The organism is Enterococcus hailinensis (genome assembly GCF_045862035.1).
Taxonomy (GTDB): Bacteria; Bacillota; Bacilli; order Lactobacillales; family Enterococcaceae; genus Enterococcus_A; species Enterococcus_A hailinensis.
In genome coordinates, this window is record NZ_BAAFRV010000013.1 from 40,350 (window position 1) to 67,143 (window position 26,794).

Consider the following 26,794-nt stretch of genomic DNA (forward strand, 5'->3'; position numbering starts at 1 on the left):
AAAAGATTATTTTTAGGGTTGAGTTCATCTTACTATCAATAAATGAAAAAGCTATGACCTTTTAAAACTAAAGTTAGAAAAAAGTATGTTTAAATTGTGAAAGCATCAAAGTTTATTCAGAAAAGTTAATTAAATGAAAAAAACGAACAACTAATAGAAATTTGTTCGTTTTTTTTACTTTTCATAACTTACTTCCGATACATTTTAAATTCTAAATATAGGTCATTATAGATCCCTAAATACTTCGAGCCTAAGTCTTTATAGACTTCGAGATGGCTGATCGTTTCATTATCTGGATAAAATTGTTTATCTTCAGAAATACGTTTAGGCAACATAGCCAGCGCCTTTTTATTAGGTGTCGAATAACCGATGTATTCAGCATTTTGTTTCGCTGATTCTGGTTTCAGCATGAAGTTGATAAAATCATAAGCACCTTTTTTATTTTTTGCGGTTTTAGGCATGACGATATTATCAAACCAAAGATTAGAACCTTCTGGTGGAATGACATAATGCAAGTGGCTATTTTCAGCCATCATATCTGCGGCCTCCCCTGAGAAAGTTACCGCAACAGCACTTTCTTCATTCGCCATATACATCTTGATTTCATCAGCAACGATCGCTTTGACATTCGGTGTCAAACTGCTTAATTTATTGATTGCTTGATCCAATTGCTCTTCATTTTTACTATTAAGGGAATAGCCTAAAGTAGTCAAAGACAAGCCCATCACTTCACGTGCACCATCAATCAACATGATATTATTTTTTAATTCCGGCTGCCATAGATCATCCCAATGTTTGATCTTGTCGCCAGAAATAAATTTATCATTATAAACGATCCCTAACGTTCCCCAAAAATAAGGGATCGAATATTGATTGTTACGATCAAAATCCAAATCTAAGAAACGCGAATCGATATTTTCTAACCCTTTGATTTTTGAATGGTCTAATGGCAGCAATAAATTTTCTTTTTTCATTTTTTGTATCATGTACTCACTAGGAATAGCAATATCATAGGCTGTCCCACCTTGCTTGATTTTTGCTTCCATCGCTTCGTTTGAATCAAAGGTTTCATAATTGACTTTATAACCATATTCTTTTTCAAATTGTTTGATCAATTCTGGATCGATATAATCGCCCCAATTATAAATATTCAAAACATTTGAACTCGCATTCGATGAACGGTTCAAATGGATCACTGATAAGGTCAGCAGCACAATGATTGCGATGACCCCAATAAAAAGTGAACGGAGTTTTCTCATTTCAGTACTGCCACCTCCTCAAATTCACGCTTGCGGTTACGAGCTTTTTTCGACGTATCACGACTGATGAAATAATACCCGACTACTAGCAACAACGAGAAGATAAACACTAGCGTCGACAAGGCATTGATTTCTAAGCTGATTCCTTGACGTGCCCGTGAATAGATTTCCACGGATAATGTTGTAAAGCCATTACCGGTAACGAAGAAAGTGACCGCAAAATCATCTAGCGAATACGTGAAGGCCATAAAGTAACCGGCAATGATTCCCGGTGTTAGAAACGGTAAAATAATATTCGCTAAGACTTGAAAATTATTTGCCCCAAGATCTCTTGCCGCATCGATCATCGAGTCATTCATTTCCTTTAATTTAGGTAAAACCATCAAGACAACGATTGGAATACTAAACGCAATATGGGAAAGCAGGACACTGACAAAACCTAATTGAAAACTCTTCAAATAGCCGCCAAGTAACGTAAATAAAATCAAGAAACTAGCACCAATGATGACATCAGGCGAAACCATCAAGATATTGTTTAATCCCAATAATGCATTTCTTGAGCCTCTTTTTTTAGTATAATAAATCGCCATCGCGCCAAAAGTTCCGATCATTGTGGCTATCAGTGCTGACAAGAACGCTAAAATAAAGGTTTGAACAACGATACTGATCAAACGGCTATCTGAAAACAAGTTTCGATAATGTTCCCAAGTAAATCCGGTAAAGGTACTCATATTTCCGCCGGCATTGAAGGAATAAAAAATCAAATAAAAAATCGGAACATATAATAGAACAAAGATAAAAACTAAATAGATATTGGCCCATGAGAAAGTTCTTTTTTTCATTTCACTCGTCCTCCTTTACGTCGTTCGCCTGTCAGCATCATCACGATAAACATCGCCACGATCAAAATCACACCGATCGTAGAACCCATCCCCCAGTTTTGCGTAACTAAAAAATGTTCTTCAATCGCAGTCCCCAGAGTAATCACACGGTTTCCCCCGATCAAACGAGTCAACATGAATAATGATAACGAGGGAATGAAGACAGCTTGAACTCCGCTTTTCACCCCATTCATCGATAGTGGGAAAATGACCCGACGAAACGTGTCAAAATTATTCGCACCGAGGTCACGACTAGCACTGATCAACGATGGATTGATTTCTTCTAACGCATTGAAAATCGGCATGATCATGAAAGGTAATTCGATATAAGCCGCCACAAACATAAAACTAAAATCCGTAAACAGCAATTGTTTCTGCCCGATGCCGATAAAACTTAGAAAATCATTGACTGACCCATTCGCACTAAAGATACCAATGAAGGCATAGGCTTTTAATAATAAATTGATCCACGTGGGCAAGACAACGAGTAATAATAATAATTGCCGATGTTTTAATTTTGATAAAAAATACGCAGTTGGATAACTGATCAACAAGGTCATCAAGGTGATCAGAGAAGCAAATAGCACCGAATTAACGGTCATCATCAAATAAGTTTTTGATGTCAGATACGTATGATAATTGCTTAAAGTAAACTGTCCGTTCATATCAAAGAACGATTGATAGACGATCAAAATCACTGGCGCGATCACAAAGAACAATAACCAGAAATAATACGGGATCGAATACAGACGACGCATGTTTTTCATTTGTATTTCCCCTTTCTATCAGTCCTCATAACTTTCTAAACGTGCTTCAAAGTCTTCTTCACTTTCATTAAAGCGCATAACATGGATATCTTCTGGATCGAAATACAGTCCGACTTTACTGCCAATCGTTGCTTTTTTCGTTGAATGGACCATCCACTCATTACCATCTGCATCGATGCCATTCATTTCATAATGAACGCCGCGGAATAATTGACTATCGACTGTTACGACTAATTTTCCTTTTTCAGGAGTCGTTAAACTTAAATCCTCTGGACGTAAGACGATTTCTACCGGCTCGTTCGGACGCATTCCGCCATCCACACATTCAAATTCTTTGCCGACAAAACGCACCAAATTATCTGCAACCATTTCCCCTGAAACGATATTACTTTCACCGACAAAATCAGCTACAAAATGATTGATCGGTTCATCATAGATATCGACTGGCGAACCACTTTGAACAATTTTTCCTTTGTTCATCACAAAAATTTCATCACTCATCGCCAAGGCTTCTTCTTGATCATGAGTAACAAAAATAAATGTGATTCCTAAACGTTTTTGCAGTGCACGCAATTCATATTGCATATCTGTCCGCAATTTTAAGTCCAAAGCTGAAAGAGGTTCATCCAGTAATAAAATCTTAGGTTCGTTCACGATTGCTCGAGCAATCGCTACCCGCTGACGTTGACCGCCGGACATCTCTGTGATCTCTCTATTTTCATATCCAGGCAATTGCACCAACTTCAAAGCTTCTAATACCTTTTTCTCAATTTCTTTTTTAGATAATTTTTTGATTTTCAAGCCAAAAGCAACGTTCTCAAATACATTCATGTGCGGAAATAATGCGTAATCTTGGAATACGGTATTTACTTGACGCTTATTCGCTGGAACATCGTTCATTCGTTTTCCTTCTAAATAAATATCTCCTTCACTAGCATCCGTAAAGCCTGCAATGATTCGTAAGATCGTTGTTTTTCCACAACCTGAAGGTCCTAATAAAGTATAAAAACGCCCTTCTTCAATATCAAAGTTTATTTTTTTCAATACGGGATCGTCATCGTCGTATTGTTTGACAACATCTTTAAATGAAATAATTGTTTTTGCCATGATTTCCTCCTAATGAATAGTTTTATAAATAAGATTCCGTTGCAACGATCAGGACTTTACTGATGCCTTTCGCTTGGTTCTGTAGACGATGCGGTTTACTAGCTTCGTAATAAATACTCTCGCCCTTTTCTGCATCATAAAGTTGTTCTCCAAATTGCAAAGCGACCTTTCCTTCTAATACATAGATGAAAGTCTCAGATAGCGAAGGCGTGAATTGTTTATATTGCCCCTGTTTTTCTAATGTCAGCAAAATGGGTTCCATTTCTTTTTCATTCGATTCAGGAATGAGCCACTTAATATGATAACCGTGTTCCTCATCTGTGTAAAAAGTTGTGTCTTCTTCCTTATAAACCAATTTTTGGTCACTCTTTTTTTGTTTAAAAAATTCTTCTGGGGTAACACCTAAAACTTCTAAAATATCAAAAAAAGTTTCCATCGAAGGTGAGCTGAGGTCTCTTTCCAGCTGTGAAATATATCCTTTGGAAAGATCTGTTCGTTCACCTAACTCTTCTTGAGTTAAATTTTTTTGAATCCTTAAATTTCGTAACTTGTCGCCTATTTCCATCTTCTCACCTCCGATTTTTTATTAAGTATTTCAGTTAATCGTTTCCAGCAAGTTTGCTAATAGTAAACTTCTTGTTTAATAGCACCATTCAAGTATACGAACTTTGATTTAAAAATCAAGCATTCTGAAAGATTTTTATTATTCAAATTTTGCTTTAGCACAGGAAAAGAAATTTGCTTTTTCTTCCATTTCCGCTAAGATAATAGTAACGAATTTTTTTATATTTAAGGAGGAACGTACACATGACTTACCGCCGTTTACGTGTCAGCAATGAGGATACTTTTAAAGCTGAAATCGAAGCTTTTTCTAAACCTGAGATTGCCGATAATGAAGTTTTGATTGCCGTGGATTATTCTGGTATCAATTACAAAGATGCTTTAGCCACTCGCCCGAAGACCGGTGTCTTACGTGAATACCCGATGACACCAGGAATCGATCTCGCCGGTACGATCATTGAATCAAAAGATGACCGGTTTGTCAGCGGTGAGGCTGTTTTAGTGACTGGTTATGGTTTAGGTGTCAAACAAGATGGCGGCCTCAGCGATCTCCAGATCGTTCCAGCTGATTGGATAGTAAAACGTCCAAAAAATTTATCTGCTGCACAAGCAATGACGTTCGGGACTGCTGGTTTTACAGCAGCTTTAGCAGTCCAGGCACTTTTATCTCATGGATTGAAAGAATCGAGTCGTGTGTTAGTGACGGGGGCAACGGGTGGTGTTGGTGGTTTTGCGCTACATTTTCTAAAACAATTAGGTTGCCAAGAAGTGATCGCACTTAGTCGAAAAGAAAAGCAAGCGGACTATTTAAAATCATTAGGGGCAACAAAGGTTATCTCGCCCACAGAATTGTTTCCAGAGAAAAGCCGTCCTTTAAATAAACAATTATTTGATTTCGCCATCGATACTGTCGGAGCGGATACTTTGGCTCAAATTTTACCATTTATTAACTATGCCGGTAGCGTTGCTCTTTGCGGAAATGCTGGCGGTATTAAATTAAATACAACCGTTCTCCCTTTTATTTTACGAGGTGTTAATTTCTTAGGAATTGATTCTGTCGAAGCATCAATGGAAGAACGTCAAAAAATTTGGAAAAAAATGACCGATGAATGGCTACTGCCAAAAAATATGCAAGTAAATACGATTGCACTTGATCAAGTGCTTGAAACAGCTGATGCTTTACTGGCTGGAAAACATATTGGACGTACAATCGTCGCCTTAGGAGGAAAAAAATAGTGAGAATCCTGATTACTTCAGGTGGTACATCCGAAAAAATCGATGATGTTCGTGCCATTACCAATCATTCTAGTGGAAAACTAGGCAAGGCGATCGCGGAAAGTTTTGCTAAAGATGATACAACCATCGATATGATTACTACAAAACAAGCAGTTCAACCTGTAGGAAATACGATCCATCCTTACTATATTGAAACAACTTCAGAGCTCGAACAAACCTTAAAAGAATTGATGACTACGCATTCCTATGATGCTGTGATTCACAGTATGGCTGTCAGTGATTTTACACCTGAAAGTTCGGTTACAATAGAAGATTTAGAAACAGTGATCGCTTCTAAGCCTAGTGACCTCCCTGCCGCTTTAGCAACAATTGAAGCCGAGCGAACTGAGAAAAAAATCTCTTCAGATACTGACCATTTAGTGATTGTATTAAAGAAAAATCCAAAAATCATTGGGTTGATCAAACAACTACAACCAGAAACAATTTTAGTCGGCTTTAAATTATTAGTCGATGTCCCGTTAGTAGAATTATTGAACGTCGCCAAAAAAAGCTTGGAAAAAAATCAAGCCGATTTTATCTTGGCCAATGATTTGTCAGAAATCAGCGGTGAAAAACATCATGGCTACTTGGTCAATCAGCAGCATAAAGTCAAAGAAGCTCATACTAAAACAGAAATTGCTGAATTGATCAAAGAGGAAGTCATGAAATTGGAGGAAACAAAATGAAAACGATCCTATTAGGAATCAGTGGAAGTATCTCGGCTTATAAAGCCGCCGATATTACCAATGAATTGACCAAAATGGGTTACCAATTAGATGTCATTATGACAAAAAGCAGTACAGAATTTATTACGCCATTAACGATTCAGTCTCTTTCACATCGTCGTGTCCACTTAGATGTGATGGCTGAGCCCGATGCAGCATTGATCAATCATATTGCGTTAGCAAAAGAAGCCGACTTATTTTTAGTCGCCCCAGCTTCTGCAAATACGATCGGTAAATTAGCTAATGGGATCGCTGACGATTTATTATCGACGGTTGCATTGGCCCTATTACCAGAAACACCAAAATTTATTGCTCCAGCAATGAATACATATATGTATCAAAATCCGATCGTTCAAAAAAATTTAACAACATTAAAGGAAGTCGGCTACCAAGAGATCGAACCCCGTGAAGCCTTATTAGCATGTGGCGATTATGGTCGCGGCGCATTAGCCAATGTTTCAGAGATCGTTCATCTGATCAATGCGGCCTTAAAGGAGTAACTTATGAAACAGACAAATGTTAGAAGTTTTACATTAACCGCGATGTTTTTAGCAATCATGATCTTATTAGCTGCAACACCGCTTGGTTTTATACCGATCGGACCGATCAATGCAACAACGATGCATATTCCCGTGATTATTGCTTCGATCATTTTGGGTCCTCGTATCGGAGCTGGTCTAGGCACTATCTTTGGCGTGATCAGTATGATTCGCTCGACGGTCATTATTACACCAATGTCCTTTGTCTTCTCGCCATTTATCGCCAATCCGTTAACCAATCATGGCGACTGGCGTGCAGTGATCATCGCGATCATTCCTAGAATCTTGATTGGTGTGGTTCCTTATTATGTTTATAAAGGACTGCGTAAACTATTAAAAGAAAAAGCGATCCCAGTTAGTCTTTTTATAGCTGGTATGGCCGGCTCATTGACTAACACGATTTTAGTCATGAATCTGATTTTTATTTTCTTTAAAGATAGCTACGCAGATGTATTACAAGTTGCAGCTAATGCTGTATATAGTGTTATTCTAGGAATTATTTTTGGTAGTGGATTAGTCGAAGCTGCCGTAGCCGGAATAGCAACAATGGCCGTTTGTGCCGTCTTGCTTCGTTTGATGAAAAAATAAAAAATGCTTGATAAGAATCACACGATTCCTATCAGGCATTTTTTATTTTGGTTCTTCCCCTAAAATACGGACTTCCGTTTCTAAGGCCACATCAAATTTTTCTTTGATTGTTTTTTGGATATGAGCGATCAGTTCTAAATAATCAGTAGCTGTTGCATGATTGATATTTACAATAAATCCGGCATGTTTTTCTGATATTTGCGCACCGCCCCAAATCAATCCTTGCAATCCAGCATCTTGAATCAATTTACCAGTAAAATGACCGACGGGACGTTTAAAGACACTCCCACATGATGGATATTCTAATGGTTGCTTCAATTCTCTTAATTCTGTCAATTCCGCCATCCGTTTTTCGATCTGAGCATGATCACCGTGAGCTAACTTGAACGTGGCACTCAAAACGATCGCTGGTTGTTCTTGAATCGCTGAATGACGATAAGCAAAATTCATTTTTTCTTTGGTCCAAGTTTCAAAATTTCCATCTGCTAATAAAACATCAACCGATTCAAAAACATCTTCTAGTTGACCATCGTAAGCACCAGCATTCATAAAGACTGCCCCTCCGATACTTCCTGGAATACCACAAGCAAATTCAAAGCCGGTCAATGAATGGTCCAAGGCAACATATGTTGTATCGATTAATTTTGCGCCAGCTTGCGCAGTGATTTTTGTTTCGTCAACGCGGATCGTGGTCATGTCGGTCAGCATGATCACCACACCGCGGATACCACCATCTTTTACGATCAAATTGCTTGAATTTCCTAGTACGATCCAAGGAAGATCATTTTCGCGACAAAAATCAACTAATTCTTTAACTTCTTGGTTATCAGTAGGAAAAGCTAAAGCGTCAACGGGCCCGCCAGTTTTAGTAAAAGTATAATTCATTAAAGGTTCATCCAAAAGGATTTTCAAATTAGGTAATGTTTCTGTTAACTTAGTTATTTTCACTTTGATAAGCCTCTCTCGTTCAATACGGGTAAATTTTCAAACGTCTTTGCTATTTTAGCACGCTCAAAAAAAACTTACCACCCTTTATAATACATGTCGTAGATGCTGCTCTAACATTTTCTCACACAATTCATGACTCAATAGAATATTCTTTTGACGTAGATCATTGTCAGCGCCATCAAGTGCTGCTAAAAAATGTGTAACTAATTGTTCAAACCCGCGTTTTTCTAAAGTTGTCGTCCAATCTCCGAATTTTTGTATTTCGGCCATCTGCCCTTTTTTAATCGTTAGATCGGTTAATTGGTCCAAAATCATTGTTTGTTCTGCGGAACTTACTTGGTAACGTTCCATTTTTCCGCCACTCATCAGATCCATCGATAACAAGCATTCACTAGTAGCTGTGGACAATTGCATCTGCGCATATGTCATTAATCCAGCCTCTTCGCGAATCTTTGATTGGACGAATAAAATTTCATCATCCAACAAATAAACAGCCGTGTCTACTAAATGAATAAACAAATCGTAGATACCGTATTGCGTCGCCATCGCATGATTCGGTTCATTCTTTTCTAGATGGATCACTCGTTTTTGCGGTAGCTGTTTCAATTGCTCAACCATGGGAGCAAAACGACGATTAAAGCCAACCATGAATAAGATTTTTTTTTCGTTTGCTAATTCATGTAATTGACGAACTTCGGCAAAATTTTCGCTGACGGGCTTGTCCATAAAGACTGCTACTCCTGCTTCTAAGCATTTTTTAGCAATCTCAAAATGAACTTTAGTCGCCACGTGAATAAAACAAGCTTCGATGTTTTGTGCGATCAATTCATCAATTGTTGAAACTGTTTCTTCAAAATGATACTTTTGGGAAATTTCTTTCCTTACTGCTTCATTGCGCGTCGCAAAAATAAAGGTCGTTTTCTCTCTTGATTTTGCATAGGTCGGTAAATAGGCTTTTTGAGCAATCCCACCAATGCCGATAACGCCAACTTTCATATCTAAAAACTCCTTCTATCATTTTATTTAGTTGTATACTACTTTCATCTCAACTCTAGGTAGTCAAAGCAACGTTTCTTTGCTTTCTGACTTTTTTTCGTTACAATTGAAGCAATTAAACGTATTCATTTGAAAAATGGAGGAAAAAACATTGAAATTAATTTCTTGGAACGTCAACGGTCTACGTGCTGTTATGAAAAAAAATTTTATGGAAGTTTTTAACGAATTAGAGGCTGATTTCTTTTGCTTGCAAGAGACAAAACTTCAAGCAGGCCAAATCGAAATGGACTTGCCTGGTTATTATCAATATTGGAATTATGCCGAAAAAAAAGGTTATTCTGGAACTGCAATCTTTACCAAGCATGAACCGATCAGCGTAAACTATGGTCTAGGTATTGCAGAACATGACCAAGAAGGTCGTCTAATCACCTTAGAATATCCTGAATACTATGTCATTACTTGTTATACGCCCAACTCACAAAATGAATTGAAACGTTTAGATTATCGGATGACATGGGAAGAAGCTTTTCTAACCTATCTCAATCAACTAAAAGAAAAGAAATCGGTCATTTTCTGTGGTGACTTGAATGTCGCACATGAAAAGATTGATTTAAAAAACTGGAAAACCAATCAAAAAAATGCTGGTTTTACACCCCAAGAACGTGAAAAATTCAGTACCTTATTAGAAAGTGGCTATCTTGATACGTTCCGTTACTTTTATCCTGAGCAAGAAGGTATTTACTCATGGTGGAGCTACCGTTTCAACGCCCGTAAAAATAATGCCGGTTGGCGGATCGATTACTTCGTTGTCTCGGATAATCTAAAAGATCAACTGCAAGATGCCAAAATCCATACAGAGATCATCGGCAGCGACCATTGTCCAGTTGAACTAACGATCAATCTTTAAAATTTCTCAAGTTTTTCTGACTAGTCTTTTGCCGTTAAACAAATTATGCCAAAATAATGGCAAAGAGGTGAAACGATTGAACTTTATTGCAATGGACTTTGAAACAGCTAACTATCAATCCCACAGCGCTTGTTCATTAGCATTAGTAATGGTAAAAAACAGCCAGATCGTTGGTGAATACTATTCTTTGATCAAACCGGAAACAGATTTTTTCTGGAAAAACATCCAAATTCACGGTATTCATCCAGAGGACGTAGCAAAGGCACCAAAATTTCCTGAAGTTTGGCAAGAAATCAAACAATATTATCAAGAAAATCGGTTGATTGTTGCTCACAATGCCGGTTTTGATACCAAAGTATTGGCAGGCTGTCTTGATTATTATCAGCTAGAACAGCCTTCTTACCTTTCACTTTGTACCGTTCGAACCAGTAGACGCTTGTTCCCTGAAATGGCCAATCATCGGTTAAATACGGTCTGTGAAAAACTCGCGATTCCTTTAGAAAACCATCATGATGCCTTGGAAGATAGTCGAGCTTGTGCCAAAATCCTACTCTATCAAGAGAATCATTTTGGCGTCGACCCATTAAAAAAATTAGTCTTGCCCATGTAAAGGTTTATTCTTAAGCGAAGCAGATTGCTTCGCTTTTTTAATCGATCAATTTGCTCATTAATAATACATCAATAAAATTTCCTTGCTGATCACATGCTCCGCGTTTCATCACTGCTTCAGTTTCAAAACCAAATTTTTGATACAAATGAACAGCTCGTTCATTTCTTTTTTGGACTGTTAATTCTAAACGACGTAAGGGTGATTGTTCTTCGCTCCAATAGATCAATTCATCTAATAGAGCTGTTCCTAAACCAATTCCCCAAAATTCTTTTAATACGCTAATTCCGATTTCGCCGATATGAGCAATAATTTTTTCTGCTCCTGCTTTGATAGAGGCCATCCCGACAATTTGCTCATCAGCTAGTGCTAACAGTAGTATATTATTTTCACTTTCATATAAATCGGCTAATTGCAGCTGTAGTAATTCTTCTGTCAAACCTAATCCAGTTTCATCCATGATTAAAAAATCGGTTTCTTTTGCAATTTGACGACTGACTTTTTGTATTTCTGCTGCATCATCAGGAATTGCTTCTCTTAAAGTGATCTCTACTTCACTCAACAGCTTTCCCACGCTGCTAAAATTCTTGCTTGGAAATGTTCAGCTCGTTTCCCTTGAGCTAATAATTCTACTCGTCGCATTGTTTCATCTTGGTCATCTTTTGATAAGATCAATTCAAGATAATCTTCTGGTAAAAATTCTCCCAATTGTTGTCCCCATTCGATCACCGAAAGACCCTCACCTTCAAAATAGTCATCTAATCCTAAATCATCTGCACCTGATTCAATACGATAAACATCCATATGATAAAGAGGCATACGGCCTTGTTGGTATTCACGAATAATCGTATAGGTGGGACTTTTGATCATTTGATCGATCTCCATACCTAGGGCAATGCCTTTAGTCAAAGTTGTTTTTCCTGCACCTAAATCGCCGGTTAAAACTAAATTATCACTTGGCTTAGCGACAGCACCAATGATTTTTCCTAATTTTTCAGTTGCTGTTGTATCGACTAACGTTATCACGTGTCTCCCCCTTTTTCTATTACTCACTAAGTATAACGATTTGTCTCCATAGAGAAAAGAAAAACATGCCTCGATCCTTTTGTGCCTTCATGTTTAAATTTAAGACAAAAGAAAAAGAGCTACCCCAAGGATAGCTCTTGAAATTCCAATAATTAGTTCATCAATGTCTGAGCTGCAGTGATGATTGATAACTTATAGACATCTTCTTCGTTACAGCCACGAGAAAGATCCGAAACTGGTTTATTCAATCCTTGTAGAACTGGTCCGATAGCTTCAAATCCACCAAAACGCTGAGCGATCTTGTAGCCAATATTTCCTGATTGTAATTCTGGGAAGACAAAGACAGTTGCTTGTCCAGCTACTTTTGATTCTGGTGCTTTTAATTGGGCAACGCCAGGAATATAAGCCGCATCAAATTGTAATTCACCATCGATTAAGTATTCAGGTGCTAAGTCTTGTGCAATTTTAGTTGCTTCAGCGACTTTTTCTACTTCAGGCGCTTTCGCAGACCCTTTCGTTGAAAAACTCATCATCGCCACTTTAGGCTCAATATCAAATAGTTCAGCTGTTTTTGCTGATTCGACTGCAATTTCAGCTAGCTCTTGCGCATTTGGATTTACATTGATCGCGCAATCTGAGAATAAATATTTTTCTTGATCTCGACCACGTACCATTAGGAAAGCACCACTCGTACGGCTAACACCCGGTTTTGTTTTAATGATTTGTAACGCTGGACGAACAGTATCACCTGTCGAATGAATAGCACCAGAGACCATACCTTCTGTGATTCCCATATAAGTAAGCATCGTACCAAAATAATTTTCGTCCTTAAGAATCTTTTCAGCGTCCTCTTTGCTGACTTTGCCTTTACGGCGTTCAACAAATACTTCTACCATTTCATCCCAGCGATCAAAATGATCTGGATCAATGATCGTGAAGTTATCTAAAGCGATTCCACGAGCACCCGCAGCTTTTTCAATTTCAGCTAAATTGCCGATTAGGACTGGTTCAACTAATTCTTCTGCTTTTAAGCGAGAAGCGGCACCTAAAATACGAGCATCTGTTGCTTCAGGAAATGCCACTTTGATGTTGCGACGAATAATCTTAAATTTCAAACTATCAAATAATTCCACGATTAAAACCCTCCAGATATTTATTTCTTATTAATCATACAACAATTCAAGTCAAAAGAAAAGGACAGAGTAAAAACTCTGTACTACTAATTAAAATCTAATAACTAAAGATAAAAGATGTTTTTATAAAATGTCTATATAACAGAAACCGGTATCACTTTAAACTGTTTCAGGTAACTGCCAATCAATGGGTTTCTCACCCCATTCAGTTAAAAACTTGTTTGTTTGTGAAAAAGGTTTTGTTCCAAAAAAGCCTCGATGGGCAGACAATGGTGATGGGTGAACGGACTTGATGATCGCATGCTTAGTCGTATCGATCATTTTTATTTTTTCTTGCGCGGGTTTCCCCCACAAAATAAAAACAATCGGTTTTTCCCGTTCATTCAAGCGTTGGATAATCACATCCGTTAGTTGTTCCCATCCTTTTCCTCGATGAGAATACGCTTGACCTTCCCGTACAGTCAAAACGGTATTCAATAACAGTACACCTTGCCTTGCCCAACTGATCAAATTCCCATGTTGAACTGCTGGTATATCTAGATCACTCTCTAATTCTTTATAGATATTTCTTAGTGATGGCGGTATTTTAACTCCTGGTTGAACTGAAAAAGATAAGCCGTGCGCTTGATTTACTCCATGATAAGGATCTTGACCTAAAATAACTACTTTCACATCACTGTAAGGTGTTAATTCAAGGGCTTCAAAAATATGATACATATCAGGATGGATCTTTTGAGTTTGGTATTCTTGTTTTAAAAATTCTCGTAATTGTAAATAATATGGTGCTTGAAATTGGTCAGCCAAAACGTTTTGCCAATCATTATGGATGATTTCCTTCATCTTGCACACTCCTATTCTTTTTGATCGATAATGATAGTTTTTAACATTATCAGTGCAGTTATTTTAAAAGTAGACTGACACGTGCCTAATTCTTTATAAAGAATCAAAACGAAGTCGTTTTCTGCTTTGAGAATATGGTACACTAACTATGACTGATAAGAAAGCTAGGTGAATAATTTTGATAAAACTCATTGCCTCTGATATGGACGGTACTCTGTTAAACGATCAATTACAAGTTTCGACTAAAAATATCGAAGCCATTCAAAAAGCTCAAGCACAAGGAATCGAATTTATTACCGCTACTGGACGTGGTGTCAGCCACGCTATCATCTCCTTGGATCGTGCCAATATCCATGTGCCGATGATTCTCTTAAATGGCGCTCAGGTAGTTAATGCTCAACGTGAAACGATTTTTACGATTCCCATTGGTAAAGAACGAACAAATACTGTTTTAGATGCTCTAGATCGTGCAGATCTTTATTATGAAGTTTTTACTGCTGAGCATGTCTATTCTGAGAACCAGCCGGAACGAATCGATTTTATCTCAGGACACTTGCTAAAAAAGGTTCCTGGATTATCCAAAAAAATGGCAATTGCAGTTTCCTCTGAACATTTAGCATTAACGCCATTAACGTATGTAGACAATATCCGTCAAGTCTTGAAAGAAACGGATGAAGAAGTGTTAAAAATTATTGCCTTCGATAAACATGGACCTGATACGCTTAAAGCAGCGACTTTAGAGTTAGAAAAAATTGGCAACTTAGCGATTGCGGCTTCTGAGTTGACAAATATCGAAATCAACCATGAAGATGCTCAAAAAGGTATCGCTTTGAAACAATTTGCTGAACAACGTGGTTTTACTGCTGAGCAAGTGATGGCAGTTGGAGATAATTTTAATGATTTAACAATGTTAAGTTATGCAGGCGAAAGTTTCGCTATGGGCAATGCAGTTGATGAAGTCAAACAAATCGCAAAACATGTCACTTATACAAACGAAGACAATGGTGTAGCCACGGCAATTGAACGGGTCCTTTCTGAAGAGCTATAATTAGAAGGTGTGAATCAAGAATGACCGAATTTTTTATTCAAGAGAAACAACTAAGCTCGGTAACTCGAACTATCGTCAAGGACAATAAAGGCAAGCCTTTATATCTGATGGTCGGTCACTGGGGACGCAAAGGAAATGTCTTATCGCTTTATGCAATGGATGGGCAGATCGTTGCGTATATTAAACAAGCTAGCGTTATTTTAGGACGTAAATTTGAGATCTATTATGAACAGACAAGAGTAGGCATTTTGCATAAAATTTTTCATTGGCCTGGAGATTTTTATTATATCAAGCAGCTGCATTGGGCTGTCTATGGAGATATTTATAACCACAAATACAAAATCAACCATTTCAATCAAAATGTCATGACGATGGATAAAGCCACCTTACTAACAGGTGATTATTATGTATTAGACATCGCAAATCCATCAGATGCGCCCGTTGCTATTTGTGTCGCGGCCGTCATGGATTATTGGCTTTACAATCGTAATAAGCAAACAGAAAATGAACCTACGTTTGAAGTAACTTTTTCTCAAAATTAAAACAGCAAAGCCAATTTGGCTTTGCTGTTTTTTTAACTTCGATCTCGAGGTTTTACTTTACGTTGCATGTGATCATACAAATGCCCGCTGATCGTTATTTCACCCACATCTTTAAATCCATCACGTAAATACAAACGTTTAGCATTAGGATTTCCACGATCAACATTCAACCCAATCGTTTCTTGTCCTTCATGTGTTGCTAAGCGATCCACTGCTGTCAATAATTTCGAACCAATTCCTTGACCGCGGAATCTTTCATCTACTGCAATCGAATCTAAATACCATTCATTCGGGAATGCTTCCGGATCAATAAACATTTTGATGTTTTCATCTAATCCTTGAGCAGCCAAGTATTTTTCCAATGGCAAATCAATGATCGGTTCTTGTGTTGCGGGATAGCCAAACACGGCCCCTGCGATTTCTCCATCAATTTCTTCTACTAGTCCACGAGCATAGCCATAGCGATATGTTGGATCAGCCACACAGGCAGCAATCACTTCTAATGCTTTTTCTTCTCCGAATTCATCTAAGAAATCTAATTCCATATCTTTTAAAATAACCAATACTAATTTGGCTACTGCTGCGCCATCTTCTTTTTTTGCAAATCTAATCATTTGAATGCCTCTCTTTTAATAACATTAATATCTATTTTATAGTGTAACACGAGAATTATTTTTATGAAAGTCACCTGACTATATAATTTAGATAAGATTTGCTATGATACTTTCGGGAGGAAAGAAAATGAAAAAAGGACTAAAGATTATTCTCACCTGTTTATTGGTAGTCGTTTTAATCGTGGGCGGCTACTTGCTCTATCTATTTATCAGTTACGATCGTTTGCCCGATGATCTGACTCTGAAACCCGAAAATCAAAATCAAACAACGTTAAAAACACAAAAAAAATATCGAGCAATGAGTCATAATATTGGTTATGGCTCTTATCCACCAAGTTACAGTTTCTTTATGGATGGCGGCGACTATTCTCGAGCTTACGATAAAAAAACTGTGAAAGAAAACATGCAAGGAATCGTCAAAACAACGAAGGAACTTGACCCGACGCTCGCTTTTTATTAAGAAGTAGATCAAGATGGCGACCGTTCACAACATGTTGACGAAGTTGCGTGGTTAAAAACGCATTTAAACAGTTACAATAGTTTATATGGACAAAATTATGATTCTGCCTATTTATTCTATCCCTTTGACCAACCCATCGGCAAAGCTTCTTCCGGATTAGTCACTCTTAGTAAAGCGAAAATCACTAGCAGTCAGAGATACTCTTTACCTATTGAAACAAATTTCAATAAATTCTTTGATTTAGACCGGGCCTTCACAGTAAGCCGAATACCTGTTGCTAATGGTCGCGAATTTATTGCAATCAATACGCACTTATCTGCATTTACGAAAGATCGTTCTATCCAAACAGCTCAGTTGAAAAAAATCTTTGCTGTGATGGAATCAGAATACAAAAAAGGCAATTATGTGATGGTTGCTGGAGACTATAACCATGACGTATTAGGCAATAGCCCTGATGTTTTTCATACAAGTAAAAAAAGAGAGACTTGGACACATCCTTTTACTAAAAAGGAATTACCTGACGGTTTTCAAATCCCGGTAGGAAACTTGGCAGAGGAAAAAATTCCCTCAGCACGTGCCCTAAATGAGCCCTATCAAAAAGGCAAAACGATGACCACTTTGATCGACGGTTTCATTCTTTCTGACAATATCACAGTGGATGATATCCATGTAAAAAATATGGAGTTTCGTTACTCTGATCATAATCCGATCTACTTAGATTTTACTCTTAAATAATAATAAAAAAGGGCATTCAAAATTAATGAATGTCCTTTTTACTGATTATCCCGAATGATCGTCCAGCCATTTGTCCGACTGTTTTTTGCGGCTCTCTCTGCATCTAAAGCTTTGCAGTAAACAGTTGTCATTTCTTCAGCTAATTCTGCTTTGATCAATTGTTCTGTCCAAAATGCTTTTTCTTTTAACGGTAAATAATCTAGCTCATGAATTTTCCAGATATAAGAGCGCAACTGTTCAAATAATTTTTGTTGGATCATTTGTAATTGATATTCACCATCATCAATTATTCTGACTAGATCATCTAATTCTGAATAGGAATCACTTTCAACTACTTTTTGACGATAAATTTCTTTCGTCTCTTCCGTACTATAGATTAATTCTGCTATTTTTAGATTGATCCTTGCTTGAATTTTCTTCATGAACAACTGATCTTCCGTTTTGATTTGCTCAGGAGATTGTTTCATTGTCTTAGTCACATTTCCTTTTCATAAAAAAGCAATCACTGAAGCAATCTGCCACAGTGATTATTTTTATCCTAAATAGAATATTTTTTCTTCAATAAGGCAGCACCTGAAAGTCCGATCAACCCCATACCCATTAAGGTCGCTGCTAGACTTTCTGCTTCACCAGTCTGAGGCAGCTCTTTTGTCGAATCAGCCTTTACTTTTTTATATTCTTTGATATAGCTATTTTTAGCAATTGTTGCTACCGTATCACTACTTGAATTGCTGTTACCCTTACCAGTATTTTGTTTATTATTCTGTGTCACGATAGTTGTTCCTTTATTAGAATCTTTGTTTTCCGTTGGAGTTCCTTCTTTTGGTTCTTCTTTTGGTTCTTCTTTTGGTTCTTCTTTTGGTTCTTCTTTTGGTTCTTCTGTCGTTCCTAATGCGAATCCTGATTCATAACCTTGTTGGTAACTTTCACTTTTACCGATATTTGGATTCTTTTGCTGGGTCAATTTGATATCATTGAAGCCTACTTTCAAACCTGCTAAGTAATCGATTGCCGCTTCTAACTCCATTGTCTTTTCTTTGATTGCTGTTTTAGCTTCGGTAATTTCTTCTTTCAAAGCTACTAAGTTTTCTTTGATTTCTTTGATTTCTTTTTCAATTCTTTCAATCTCGGCATTTGCTTCTGTAAGCGCTTGTTCAGCCGCATCATATTTTGCTTGTTGCTCAGCTAGTTCTGCTTGAGCTTCGGCAATCGTCGCTTCAGAAAATTCAATAAATGGCTGCCAATAATCTTTTGCTTCTGTTAATTCTGCTTCTTTGACTCCTACTTTTGCTTGTGCTTCATCAATTGTAGTTTGTAAGTTTGCTAATCCTTCAGAACTTTCTTCGATTGCTGTTTCTGCTTCTGCTGTAACAGCTACTTGATTTTGACGTGCTTGTTCTAATACATCCTGAGCTTCATTCATATCGGCAATTTTTGCTACTTGGTTCGCATAAGCCGCTTCACGTAACTGTTCAGCTTCTTCAATCAGCTGGTTTGCTTGATCTTTAATTGCTTGAGCTTGAGCAATTTTTTCATTCATAGCCTGATCGGTCGTTTGTTTTTCAGCTATTTTTTGTTGATAATCATTTTCCGCACTGATTTTGGCTGCCTCCGCAGTTGCAGCAGCAGCTTGAGCAGCTGCGTTTCGATCATTTTCGGTAGAAATCGCCGTATTAAATGTCATTAAACGATAATTGATAAGTTCTAACTCGTTGTGAGCATTATCTAATTCAGCTCGTTTAGCTGAATAATTCGGATCACCCGGGGTCATTCCAGTTAATTCAGCTGTCAATTCTGTAATTTTTTGTGTTACTTGCGACTTAGATTCTTCAAGTGCATTAATTTCCGGAGTGACATACGCTAGTAACGCATCGTAAACTTGTTGTGCCCTTTGTGCTGCTGATTGGGCATCATCAGCTATTGCTTGTGCATCTTCAAACGCTACAAGAGCTGCATCTACTGCCGCTGCTGCCGTGTCTTTTGTTGCATTTGCATCCGCAATTATTCCATCTTGAGCATTGATAGTTTGTATAACTCTTTGTAGATTGACTTCTGCTTCTTGAATCAGTCTTTCTGATTCATAAAATTCATCCACCGCTTGTTGATGTGCTTCCTCTGCAGCTTGAACTTTGGCATTTGCATCTTCGATCTCTTTTTGTTTTTTTGCTACTAGTTCATCATGTTCAGCTTGTTTTTTTGCAAAATCAGCTTGAGCTTTTTCTAAGGCTGATTTTGCATCATCGACTGCAGCTTGTTTTTCTGCAATTTTTTCTGCAATAACTTTTAATTCGTTTTCGGCCATTCGCACCTTATCATCATGCGATTTTTGCGCTGTTGCTAAGGCTTGTTTTTCCGTTTCTAGCGCTGCGGAAAGCTCTGGAATCCTTTCTTTTGCTGCTGCTAATTCTACTTTCAATGCGCGAATTTTTTCTTTCGCATCCTTGATGGCTTGTTTTTCTGCCGCTTTTAATTCCACTACTTTGTCTTTTGTGGCTGACAACTCTTCTTTTGCTTGTTGAATAGCAGCAATTGCTGCATTTTCCAATTCCATGTATTTCTTTTCATCATATACGTAAATAAGCGTTTTCATTTTTTGCGTTACTTTAATCGGAGAAACCTCTTTTGCCTGTATAGTTAATGGTGCCGCTGCCATAGAACTTAATGTTGCTGAAACAACTAATGATTGTAAAAAAGCTTTTTTCTTCAAATTTTATCTCTCCTTTTTTTAAACTCCAACATCACTTGCCCAATAGTCTTCAAAATTATTGGTTTCATACCCCTTCAACAGTTTTCAACCATACATTTGAAATGACTATTTTCAATCCCAACCAATTCTGTATAAAATCGACCTTCTAAAAAATTAAAACAACCCTTTTAATAACACTATGGATTATATCATCTTTACATCGCTTAATAAAGTTCTCTTTTTAAATTTATTTTTTAAAACTAAATACCTTTATTTATCAGTATTATTAATCAAATTAAATATTTACCCTTCAAAAATAAAAATTAAATAAGATAACAAAAATAACGCGAGGTTAAAATTAATAAACAAATAAAAATATAGAGATATACCAATCTTATTTTTTCTGAAAACCATAAATAGAATTTTTTTATTTTTTATAAATTATTTGAATGTTTGCATACAAAAAAAGTAGGAAAGATCTAAAAACAGATCCTACCTACTTTTTAACTATCCTTGTCGAATATTTTTTATAATCGCTTCTGCTTCAGCTAAGTTCATTTGCTGGGCACTTCTTAAAGCCTTTGAGACCTCAGCAACCTCATTTTCCTTAGCTCCAGCAGTAATTGCTAGTGAACGACTCTGCATCGCCATGTGCCCCTTTTGAATACCATCTGTCACTAAAGCTCTCACTGCTGCTAAATTTTGAGCTAGTCCAACAGCAACAATGATTTCACTCAGTTCAGCTGCACTATTTATATCTAGCAGTTTCAAACTCGTTTGAGCTTTAGGCAAGACTTTTGTTGCGCCGCCTACGATTCCGACTTTCATAGGAATAGCTAACTTGCCATACAATCTTGTTCCTTCTATCCACCACTCAGTCAATCCTTGATAGTGGCCGTTACGCGCTGCATAAGCATGGACAGCTGCCGCGACTGCTCGCGTATCATTTCCAGTTGCTAATACGACAGCATCAATTCCATTCATGATTCCTTTGTTGTGTGTTGCCGCACGATATGGATCTAATTTACTAAACTCGCTAGCTGCAACAATCTTTTCTGCAACATTTTCTCCAATAACATCCAGTGGAATCTCACATGTAGCTTCTACTATTGATTCCGTAGCATAGTTACTTAAAATACTAAACAAAACTTCTGCATCTGGTAACATCTGTTGAATTTCTCGGGCTACCGCTTCGAGGATCGTATTTAGAATATTGGCACCCATCGCATCTAAGGTGGCAACAGATAAATCAATCGATAAATAGCCTTTTTCAAAATTTCTAATGGCTAAAGACCGTAGTCCACCACCACGCCGATATATCGATGGATAGCTTTCTTCAGCTACCTTAAACAGCTCTTTTTCATTTTTTAAAATTAGTTGACGATAGTAATCCGCTTCTTCGACATTTCGTAAAACGATTTGACCGATCATTTCTTGATTGACCACTCTAGTCTTGAAACCGCCGGCAGCTGCAACGATTTTGCCCGCATTGCTTGCTGCTGCGATTACAGAAGGTTCTTCCGTTGCCATTGGGATAAGTTTTGGGTTTCCATTAATAATAAAATTTTGTGCTAAACCCAATGGTATAGAGCATTCGCTGATTTGATTCTCAATTAAATTATTCGCTATTTTAGCAGGTAGCACTGTGTCCATACTCAGTTGTGCTGCCTCTTTTGCTGAGAGACGATTTTCTTTGACTAACTTAGCTAAACGTTCAGATTGTGTCATCTGATAAAATTTTTTTTTTGCTCTTTCTTGAGATTCAGACTTTTTTAGCATCAATGCTAAACCAAGCCCTCCGCCGATACATAAGCTGGCGATCCCGTGTTGTTTATCTTCTTGATACAACTCAGATAATAGCGTTGTTACGATGCGTGTACCACTAGCACCGATCGGATGACCTAAGGCGATCGCACCACCATAGACATTTACTTTTTCAGCCGGTAGTTTTAACTCCTTCAAAACAGCGACTGAGGCTGATGCAAAGGCTTCATTAATTTGAAATAGGTCGATATCTTCAATTGAATAATCCGTTTTCGCCAGCAATTTATTGATCGCAAAAATTGGTGCTACCCCCATAATACTAGGATCGATACCAACTTCACTATATCCCTCAATAACTGCTAAATAATCTAAATCATGTTCAATTGCATAAGATTTAGCAGCTAATACTACTGCAGAAGCACCATCATTAAGAGTTGAAGCATTCGCCGCACTGACGACACCATCCTCTTTAAAAGCTGGTTTTAAAGAACTGATTTTTTCTAACGTTGTATCCGCACGAATTCCTTCGTCTTCTGTAAATAGGCTTCCATCACTAAGAGGAACTCCTACGATCTCAGAATTAAATTTTCCATTTTCACGAGCTGCTGCTGCTTTCATTTGAGAGTCAAATGCATACTGATCTTGCATCTCACGTGTAACGCTGTATTCGACTGCTACTTTTTCAGCTGTTAAGCCCATATGCTTACCGCTAAAAGCATCTGTCAAACCATCATAAATCATACTTGATTTTGGTTCTTGCCATTCTTGGGTTGAAAAATCAAAACTTGTAACTTTAGGTGCTTGAGACATATTCTCTGTACCGCCAGCAACTACGACCTTGGCATCCCCTAATAAAATTTGCTGCATCGCGAAGATTACCGATTTCATTCCTGATCCACAAACTTCATTGATTGTGGTTGCTGGTACTTCCTGCGGTACCCCAGCTTTTATAGCCGACTGACGAGCAACATTTTGTCCATTTCCAGCCTGTAAAACATTTCCCATAAATACTTGTTCCACTTGCTCAGGTTTTAGCTCCGAACGTTTGATGGCTTCTTCTATTACAATAGTACCGAGTTCTACAGCTGAAACACTAGCTAATTTACCTTTATATTTGCCGATTGGTGTTCGAACTGCACTTAAAATGACTACTTCTTCCAACGGGGCACCTCCAATTTTTCATTAAAAATCACGCATAAGTATAGCATAGATAGTTTTATAATTTCTTAAGATTCAAACTTACCTAATTATAACCTTTCTATGATATATTTACTTTTGGGATAAAATATCTTTTATTTACATAAAGTACAAATGAAAGAACTGTATAAAATGAAAATGAAGATTCATAAAAAATGGATTTTAAAATAGAATTTAGGGGGAGCAATATGAAGATAGGGATTGATAAAATTGGTTTTCACGTGCCAGAATATTTTTTAGATATGACTGATTTAGCCAATGCGCGTGAAACAGATCCTAATAAATTTCACATTGGCTTAGGACAAGATCAAATGGCGATCATTCCTGCCACACAAGATATCGTCACACTAGGAGCGAGTGCTGCTGCGAAAATATTGACTGATGAAGACAAACAAAGCATCGATATGGTGATTGTCGGGACAGAGTCTAGCACCGATTTTTCAAAATCAGCTGCTTCTATCATCCATGACTTATTAGCTATTCAACCTTACGCTCGATCTTTTGAAATCAAGCATGCGTGTTACGGAGGTACTGCTGCATTACAACAGGCTCATGACTATGTAGCCCTTCATCCAGATAGAAAGGTTTTAGTTATTGCTACAGATATTGCCAAATACGGTTTGAATTCTGGTGGCGAACCAACACAAGGTTGTGGAGCAGTGGCTATGTTAGTGACAAATGACCCACATATTTTAGCCTTCAATGACGATAGTGTCTTCTATTCAGAAGATGTCTATGATTTTTGGCGACCTGCTGGACATGATTATCCTGAAGTCGATGGCCATTTATCAAATCAAATCTATATCGACTCTTTTACCCGTATTTGGGAGCAAAATAAGACAATCAATCATACGACAAGTTCTGATTACGCTGCACTGACTTTCCACTTACCTTATACAAAGATGGGGCGTAAAGCTTTACGTGCGATTTTTCCTGAAATGGATGAAATCGAACAACAACGACTCGAAGCACGTTATGATGAAGCGATTTTATACAGCCGTCAAGTGGGTAATCTTTATACAGGCTCCCTTTACTTAGGGCTGATTTCATTATTAGACAACAGTAAATTAACGAGTGGTGATCGGATTGGTTTGTTCAGCTACGGTTCTGGCGCAGTCAGTGAATTCTTTTCAATGACTTTGATGGAAAATTACCAAGACTATTTGACCGTTGAAAAAAATAAAGCTTTATTAGCTGATCGGACAGCATTGACGATTGAGGCTTATGAAAAAATGTTTAGCGAGAAATTACCCGTTGAAGAAAAAGAATATCATTTTAATGATGCTACACCTTTTGCTATCAATAAAACAAAAGGTTTCATTCGCTACTATAACAAGTAAAAAAAGACAGCTTAACGGCTGTCTTTTTTTATATTTTTTCAATTATTATTCATGCTATAATTCATTTATTAAAGGAGGCAATTTATTCATGAATATTTTATATATATCGATTTCAGGAAATACTCGTGCTTTTGTAAAAAATTTAGCTATTTATGCTGAAGAACAGCATCAACTGGATGCAACCAATCCTTTGATAACTTCAAAAGAAATTTCTGATAATAGTCCTTTTGAAATAGAAAATGACCCTTTTTTCACTTTTGTTCCTACATATCTCGAAGGTGGTAATGGGGTCGATAATGGGGATACTGAAATTTTAACTGAAGCTATGCGAGATTATTTAGAGTATGAAGATAATTACAAAAATTGTTTAGGTGTCGTTGGCAGTGGCAATAAAAACTTTAATTATCAGTACTGTTTAACTGCCAAACAATACAGTGAAACTTTTAGATTTCCATTTATTGCTGATTATGAACTTCGTGGAACTAAAGTCGATTGTCAACGAGTGTATCAAGCATTGAAAAACTTAAATTAGATTTCCCCTCATTGTTTTATTGACTTTTTATCATTTTTAGCGCATTCTTTAAAAAACTCTTTTATCCATCGAAAGGCGTGTTGAAATGAAAAAAGTGGCAATTATTGGTGTAGGTCATGTCGGTAGTACTACTGCTTATACCCTGATTTCAAAAAATATTATTGATGAATTAGTACTGTTTGATTCAAATAGAGATCTAATTCAAGCTGAAATAAATGATTTACTTGATGGACAGATGGAACAAGAACATCAAGTAAAAATAATTGCTCCCGATTTATCTGAGCTAGCTGATACTGACGTTATCATCTTTTCAGCTGGGGATATCTCTCTTGTTAAAGGTAACCCTGATCGATTCGCGGAATTAAATTTAACAAAAAAAATTGTTGAAGAATGGGCTCCTAAAATTAAAGCTGCTAATTTTTCGGGAATCATTTTAAATATCACCAATCCTTGTGATGTTGTCACACAGTACTTACAGGAATTAACTGGATTTCCTAAAGAACGAGTTATTGGTACAGGAACTTCTCTAGATACTAGCCGAATGAAACATGCAGTTAGTACATACTTAAATATCCATCCATCTGCAATTTCTGGTTATGTCATCGGAGAACATGGAGAAAGTCAGTTTGTCGCTTGGTCTACTGTTCAAATAGCTGGATGCCCAATTAAAGATTTACTAAATGATCAAGTATTAAAACAATTGGATACAGACGCACGTAACGGTGGCTGGGTTACTTTCAAAGGAAAAGGCTATACTTCTTACGGCATAGCGATCCAGGCAGCAAAAATTACTCAAGCTATCTTAAATAATAACTGTCTGATCGTTCCTGTTACTCATTATCATCCAGATGAGAAATGCTATGTTGGTTCGCCAGCTAAAATAACTAGGAATGGCCTTGATGAGAGCTATACTCTTGCAATTTCTGAATCAGAAAAAGAAAAATGGCATCATACGATAGAAACTATTCATTCAATGTATTCTACTATCTGACTTTTTATTTTTGAATTCTATTAATTTGGCATTTGGCGTACGGTATTCAAAAACTTCTTCATTTTTTAAAGGTTCAAAATAATTTTTAATAGCTCGGATAACTGAATTATGACATACCAATAAATATACGTTCTCTGGATCCTCTTCAATTTCTTTTAGCAAAGGAACCACTCGAGCATAAACATCCATCAGTGATTCTCCTTCAGGATAACGCAAAGCAAACTGTGTTCTATTTTGAAGATATTCCACTTGTTTATCACTAGTACCATCATATATTCCATAATCCAATTCAATCAGACGTTCATCAACTACCATGGATAAATTATTTTTTTCAGCAACTAAGCGAGCTGTTTCTTTAGCACGGTTTAAAGGAGAATGAATGACTTTAGTAATTAGAATTTCTAATTCTTCAACTTCCTCGGCCAATGATTTTGCTTGCTGATAACCAATATTTGATAAATCAATATCGCTACGACCAGAAATAATACCTTTTTCATTCCACTCAGTCTCTCCATGTCTAGCTACATAAAGCAAATTAACTCTCTCCATTTCTTTTCATATAATAAAAAAAACTATCCACAAAGTGAATAGTTACAATTGCGTGGCGACGTCCTAATCTCACAAGGGGCAACCCCTCACTACAATCGGCGCTAAGAAGCTTAACTTCTGTGTTCGACATGGGAACAGGTGTATCCTTCTCGCTATCGCCACCACACTATTTGTTTG

General features: G+C 37.2%; 27 protein-coding genes, 1 rRNA gene and 1 pseudogene. 12 read left to right on the forward strand and 17 right to left on the reverse strand.

The window, feature by feature from the left end; translation table 11 throughout:
- Window positions 1-188: 188 nt before the first annotated feature.
- From ACKTSC_RS09930 to ACKTSC_RS09950, 5 genes are read right to left on the reverse strand one after another with little or no spacing between them, the layout of a single operon-like run.
- On the reverse strand, window positions 189-1,259 hold the full coding sequence (locus ACKTSC_RS09930; protein ID WP_407857498.1) for an ABC transporter substrate-binding protein: 1,071 nt from the start codon (window positions 1,257-1,259) through the stop codon (window positions 189-191).
- Entirely contained in the window at window positions 1,256-2,101 is an 846-nt protein-coding gene (locus tag ACKTSC_RS09935) for an ABC transporter permease (RefSeq protein ID WP_407857499.1), read from the reverse strand. The genes ACKTSC_RS09930 and ACKTSC_RS09935 overlap by 4 nt, the downstream gene beginning before the upstream one ends.
- Window positions 2,098-2,907 carry an ABC transporter permease gene (locus tag ACKTSC_RS09940; protein ID WP_071858555.1) on the reverse strand — a complete coding sequence of 270 codons (810 nt, stop codon included), beginning with the start codon at window positions 2,905-2,907 and terminating at the stop codon, window positions 2,098-2,100. Before ACKTSC_RS09940 ends, ACKTSC_RS09935 begins: the two co-directional genes overlap by 4 nt.
- An 18-nt stretch (window positions 2,908-2,925) precedes the next feature.
- Window positions 2,926-4,014, reverse strand: a complete 1,089-nt coding sequence (locus ACKTSC_RS09945; protein WP_332580301.1) for an ABC transporter ATP-binding protein — start codon at window positions 4,012-4,014, stop codon at window positions 2,926-2,928.
- 22 nt (window positions 4,015-4,036) lie between these two features.
- Window positions 4,037-4,579 (reverse strand): helix-turn-helix domain-containing protein, encoded by a 543-nt coding sequence (locus tag ACKTSC_RS09950; RefSeq protein WP_407857500.1) that lies wholly within the window; start codon window positions 4,577-4,579, stop codon window positions 4,037-4,039.
- Between the two features lie 242 nt (window positions 4,580-4,821).
- Between ACKTSC_RS09950 and ACKTSC_RS09955 the strand changes: the two genes are divergently transcribed.
- The 4 genes from ACKTSC_RS09955 to ACKTSC_RS09970 are packed head-to-tail and all read left to right on the forward strand — an operon-like array spanning window position 4,822 to window position 7,702.
- Window positions 4,822-5,811, forward strand: a complete 990-nt coding sequence (locus ACKTSC_RS09955; RefSeq protein WP_407857501.1) for an acrylyl-CoA reductase family protein — start codon at window positions 4,822-4,824, stop codon at window positions 5,809-5,811.
- Window positions 5,811-6,536 carry a phosphopantothenate--cysteine ligase gene (locus ACKTSC_RS09960; protein WP_407857502.1) on the forward strand — a complete coding sequence of 242 codons (726 nt, stop codon included), beginning with the start codon at window positions 5,811-5,813 and terminating at the stop codon, window positions 6,534-6,536. Before ACKTSC_RS09955 ends, ACKTSC_RS09960 begins: the two co-directional genes overlap by 1 nt.
- Window positions 6,533-7,075: a phosphopantothenoylcysteine decarboxylase gene (coaC, locus tag ACKTSC_RS09965; RefSeq protein WP_407857503.1), complete on the forward strand. Its 543-nt coding sequence runs from the start codon at window positions 6,533-6,535 to the stop codon at window positions 7,073-7,075. The genes ACKTSC_RS09960 and coaC overlap by 4 nt, the downstream gene beginning before the upstream one ends.
- Window positions 7,076-7,078: 3 nt before the next feature.
- Complete coding sequence (locus ACKTSC_RS09970; protein ID WP_407856258.1) at window positions 7,079-7,702, forward strand: ECF transporter S component; 624 nt, start codon at window positions 7,079-7,081, stop codon at window positions 7,700-7,702.
- 42 nt (window positions 7,703-7,744) lie between these two features.
- Here the strand turns inward: ACKTSC_RS09970 and murB are convergent, their stop codons facing one another.
- Window positions 7,745-8,650: a UDP-N-acetylmuramate dehydrogenase gene (gene murB, locus ACKTSC_RS09975; protein ID WP_332580307.1), complete on the reverse strand. Its 906-nt coding sequence runs from the start codon at window positions 8,648-8,650 to the stop codon at window positions 7,745-7,747.
- A gap of 84 nt (window positions 8,651-8,734) precedes the next feature.
- Window positions 8,735-9,646 carry a Gfo/Idh/MocA family protein gene (locus ACKTSC_RS09980; protein WP_332580308.1) on the reverse strand — a complete coding sequence of 304 codons (912 nt, stop codon included), beginning with the start codon at window positions 9,644-9,646 and terminating at the stop codon, window positions 8,735-8,737.
- A gap of 151 nt (window positions 9,647-9,797) precedes the next feature.
- Between ACKTSC_RS09980 and ACKTSC_RS09985 the strand changes: the two genes are divergently transcribed.
- Both ACKTSC_RS09985 and ACKTSC_RS09990 read left to right on the forward strand, forming a co-directional pair.
- Window positions 9,798-10,553 (forward strand): exodeoxyribonuclease III, encoded by a 756-nt coding sequence (locus ACKTSC_RS09985; protein WP_407857504.1) that lies wholly within the window; start codon window positions 9,798-9,800, stop codon window positions 10,551-10,553.
- Between the two features lie 76 nt (window positions 10,554-10,629).
- Window positions 10,630-11,163: a 3'-5' exonuclease gene (locus ACKTSC_RS09990; protein WP_332580310.1), complete on the forward strand. Its 534-nt coding sequence runs from the start codon at window positions 10,630-10,632 to the stop codon at window positions 11,161-11,163.
- Window positions 11,164-11,200: 37 nt separating this feature from the next.
- Here ACKTSC_RS09990 and ACKTSC_RS09995 read toward each other — a convergent pair whose 3' ends face one another.
- From ACKTSC_RS09995 to ACKTSC_RS10010, 4 genes are all read right to left on the reverse strand, one after another.
- Window positions 11,201-11,722, reverse strand: coding sequence for a GNAT family N-acetyltransferase (locus tag ACKTSC_RS09995; RefSeq protein WP_332580311.1), 522 nt, complete (start codon window positions 11,720-11,722; stop codon window positions 11,201-11,203).
- On the reverse strand, window positions 11,719-12,186 hold the full coding sequence (tsaE, locus tag ACKTSC_RS10000; RefSeq protein ID WP_407857505.1) for a tRNA (adenosine(37)-N6)-threonylcarbamoyltransferase complex ATPase subunit type 1 TsaE: 468 nt from the start codon (window positions 12,184-12,186) through the stop codon (window positions 11,719-11,721). Before tsaE ends, ACKTSC_RS09995 begins: the two co-directional genes overlap by 4 nt.
- A 152-nt stretch (window positions 12,187-12,338) precedes the next feature.
- A complete protein-coding gene (pta, locus tag ACKTSC_RS10005; protein ID WP_071858568.1) occupies window positions 12,339-13,319 on the reverse strand; it encodes a phosphate acetyltransferase in 981 nt (326 codons plus the stop codon).
- 159 nt (window positions 13,320-13,478) lie between these two features.
- Window positions 13,479-14,159 carry a uracil-DNA glycosylase gene (locus ACKTSC_RS10010; RefSeq protein ID WP_332580313.1) on the reverse strand — a complete coding sequence of 227 codons (681 nt, stop codon included), beginning with the start codon at window positions 14,157-14,159 and terminating at the stop codon, window positions 13,479-13,481.
- A 178-nt stretch (window positions 14,160-14,337) separates the two neighbouring features.
- Between ACKTSC_RS10010 and ACKTSC_RS10015 the strand changes: the two genes are divergently transcribed.
- Together ACKTSC_RS10015 and ACKTSC_RS10020 are read left to right on the forward strand one after the other, a co-directional pair.
- Complete coding sequence (locus ACKTSC_RS10015; RefSeq protein WP_407857506.1) at window positions 14,338-15,207, forward strand: Cof-type HAD-IIB family hydrolase; 870 nt, start codon at window positions 14,338-14,340, stop codon at window positions 15,205-15,207.
- 20 nt (window positions 15,208-15,227) lie between these two features.
- The gene (locus tag ACKTSC_RS10020; protein ID WP_332580315.1) at window positions 15,228-15,749 is read left to right on the forward strand and encodes an LURP-one-related/scramblase family protein; all 522 of its coding nucleotides are present in this window, start codon (window positions 15,228-15,230) and stop codon (window positions 15,747-15,749) included.
- A 32-nt stretch (window positions 15,750-15,781) separates the two neighbouring features.
- Here the strand turns inward: ACKTSC_RS10020 and ACKTSC_RS10025 are convergent, their stop codons facing one another.
- Window positions 15,782-16,363 (reverse strand): GNAT family N-acetyltransferase, encoded by a 582-nt coding sequence (locus ACKTSC_RS10025; protein ID WP_332580316.1) that lies wholly within the window; start codon window positions 16,361-16,363, stop codon window positions 15,782-15,784.
- A gap of 127 nt (window positions 16,364-16,490) precedes the next feature.
- On the opposite strand from ACKTSC_RS10025, the pseudogene ACKTSC_RS10030 reads away from it, so the two are divergent.
- Window positions 16,491-17,558: pseudogene (locus ACKTSC_RS10030) on the forward strand (endonuclease/exonuclease/phosphatase family protein).
- 38 nt (window positions 17,559-17,596) lie between these two features.
- Here ACKTSC_RS10030 and ACKTSC_RS10035 read toward each other — a convergent pair.
- The 3 genes from ACKTSC_RS10035 to ACKTSC_RS10045 all read right to left on the reverse strand — a co-directional run bounded on the left by ACKTSC_RS10035 (window position 17,597) and on the right by ACKTSC_RS10045 (window position 23,169).
- Window positions 17,597-18,037: a hypothetical protein gene (locus ACKTSC_RS10035; RefSeq protein ID WP_332580318.1), complete on the reverse strand. Its 441-nt coding sequence runs from the start codon at window positions 18,035-18,037 to the stop codon at window positions 17,597-17,599.
- Between the two features lie 59 nt (window positions 18,038-18,096).
- A complete protein-coding gene (locus ACKTSC_RS10040) occupies window positions 18,097-20,265 on the reverse strand; it encodes an LPXTG cell wall anchor domain-containing protein (RefSeq protein WP_407857507.1) in 2,169 nt (722 codons plus the stop codon).
- 486 nt (window positions 20,266-20,751) lie between these two features.
- Complete coding sequence (locus ACKTSC_RS10045) at window positions 20,752-23,169, reverse strand: hydroxymethylglutaryl-CoA reductase, degradative (protein ID WP_407857508.1); 2,418 nt, start codon at window positions 23,167-23,169, stop codon at window positions 20,752-20,754.
- Between the two features lie 224 nt (window positions 23,170-23,393).
- Here ACKTSC_RS10045 and ACKTSC_RS10050 point away from each other — a divergent pair, with 224 nt between their 5' ends.
- From ACKTSC_RS10050 to ACKTSC_RS10060, 3 genes are all read left to right on the forward strand, one after another.
- Window positions 23,394-24,545, forward strand: a complete 1,152-nt coding sequence (locus tag ACKTSC_RS10050) for a hydroxymethylglutaryl-CoA synthase (RefSeq protein WP_332580321.1) — start codon at window positions 23,394-23,396, stop codon at window positions 24,543-24,545.
- An 88-nt stretch (window positions 24,546-24,633) separates the two neighbouring features.
- Window positions 24,634-25,077 (forward strand): class Ib ribonucleoside-diphosphate reductase assembly flavoprotein NrdI, encoded by a 444-nt coding sequence (gene nrdI / locus ACKTSC_RS10055; RefSeq protein ID WP_332580322.1) that lies wholly within the window; start codon window positions 24,634-24,636, stop codon window positions 25,075-25,077.
- A gap of 85 nt (window positions 25,078-25,162) precedes the next feature.
- Window positions 25,163-26,068: a lactate/malate family dehydrogenase gene (locus tag ACKTSC_RS10060; protein WP_407857509.1), complete on the forward strand. Its 906-nt coding sequence runs from the start codon at window positions 25,163-25,165 to the stop codon at window positions 26,066-26,068.
- On the opposite strand, the gene ACKTSC_RS10065 is transcribed toward ACKTSC_RS10060, so the two are convergent.
- Together ACKTSC_RS10065 and rrf are read right to left on the reverse strand one after the other, a co-directional pair.
- Window positions 26,048-26,602, reverse strand: coding sequence for a histidine phosphatase family protein (locus ACKTSC_RS10065; protein WP_407857510.1), 555 nt, complete (start codon window positions 26,600-26,602; stop codon window positions 26,048-26,050). The genes ACKTSC_RS10060 and ACKTSC_RS10065 overlap by 21 nt on opposite strands.
- Window positions 26,603-26,667: 65 nt before the next feature.
- Window positions 26,668-26,783: ribosomal RNA gene (rrf, locus tag ACKTSC_RS10070) — 5S ribosomal RNA — on the reverse strand.
- Window positions 26,784-26,794 lie beyond the last annotated feature (11 nt).

Bases quoted from the DNA above. Each gene is read 5' to 3' on its own strand.
- ACKTSC_RS09930 (WP_407857498.1), bottom strand. From the start codon at position 1,259: ATGAGAAAACTCCGTTCACTTTTTATTGGGGTCATCGCAATCATTGTG.
- ACKTSC_RS09935 (WP_407857499.1), bottom strand. From the start codon at position 2,101: ATGAAAAAAAGAACTTTCTCATGGGCCAATATCTATTTAGTTTTTATC.
- ACKTSC_RS09940 (WP_071858555.1), bottom strand. From the start codon at position 2,907: ATGAAAAACATGCGTCGTCTGTATTCGATCCCGTATTATTTCTGGTTA.
- ACKTSC_RS09945 (WP_332580301.1), bottom strand. From the start codon at position 4,014: ATGGCAAAAACAATTATTTCATTTAAAGATGTTGTCAAACAATACGAC.
- ACKTSC_RS09950 (WP_407857500.1), bottom strand. From the start codon at position 4,579: ATGGAAATAGGCGACAAGTTACGAAATTTAAGGATTCAAAAAAATTTA.
- ACKTSC_RS09955 (WP_407857501.1), top strand. From the start codon at position 4,822: ATGACTTACCGCCGTTTACGTGTCAGCAATGAGGATACTTTTAAAGCT.
- coaC (WP_407857503.1), top strand. From the start codon at position 6,533: ATGAAAACGATCCTATTAGGAATCAGTGGAAGTATCTCGGCTTATAAA.
- ACKTSC_RS09970 (WP_407856258.1), top strand. From the start codon at position 7,079: ATGAAACAGACAAATGTTAGAAGTTTTACATTAACCGCGATGTTTTTA.
- ACKTSC_RS09980 (WP_332580308.1), bottom strand. From the start codon at position 9,646: ATGAAAGTTGGCGTTATCGGCATTGGTGGGATTGCTCAAAAAGCCTAT.
- ACKTSC_RS10010 (WP_332580313.1), bottom strand. From the start codon at position 14,159: ATGAAGGAAATCATCCATAATGATTGGCAAAACGTTTTGGCTGACCAA.
- ACKTSC_RS10020 (WP_332580315.1), top strand. From the start codon at position 15,228: ATGACCGAATTTTTTATTCAAGAGAAACAACTAAGCTCGGTAACTCGA.
- ACKTSC_RS10025 (WP_332580316.1), bottom strand. From the start codon at position 16,363: ATGATTAGATTTGCAAAAAAAGAAGATGGCGCAGCAGTAGCCAAATTA.
- ACKTSC_RS10050 (WP_332580321.1), top strand. From the start codon at position 23,394: ATGAAGATAGGGATTGATAAAATTGGTTTTCACGTGCCAGAATATTTT.
- nrdI (WP_332580322.1), top strand. From the start codon at position 24,634: ATGAATATTTTATATATATCGATTTCAGGAAATACTCGTGCTTTTGTA.
- ACKTSC_RS10060 (WP_407857509.1), top strand. From the start codon at position 25,163: ATGAAAAAAGTGGCAATTATTGGTGTAGGTCATGTCGGTAGTACTACT.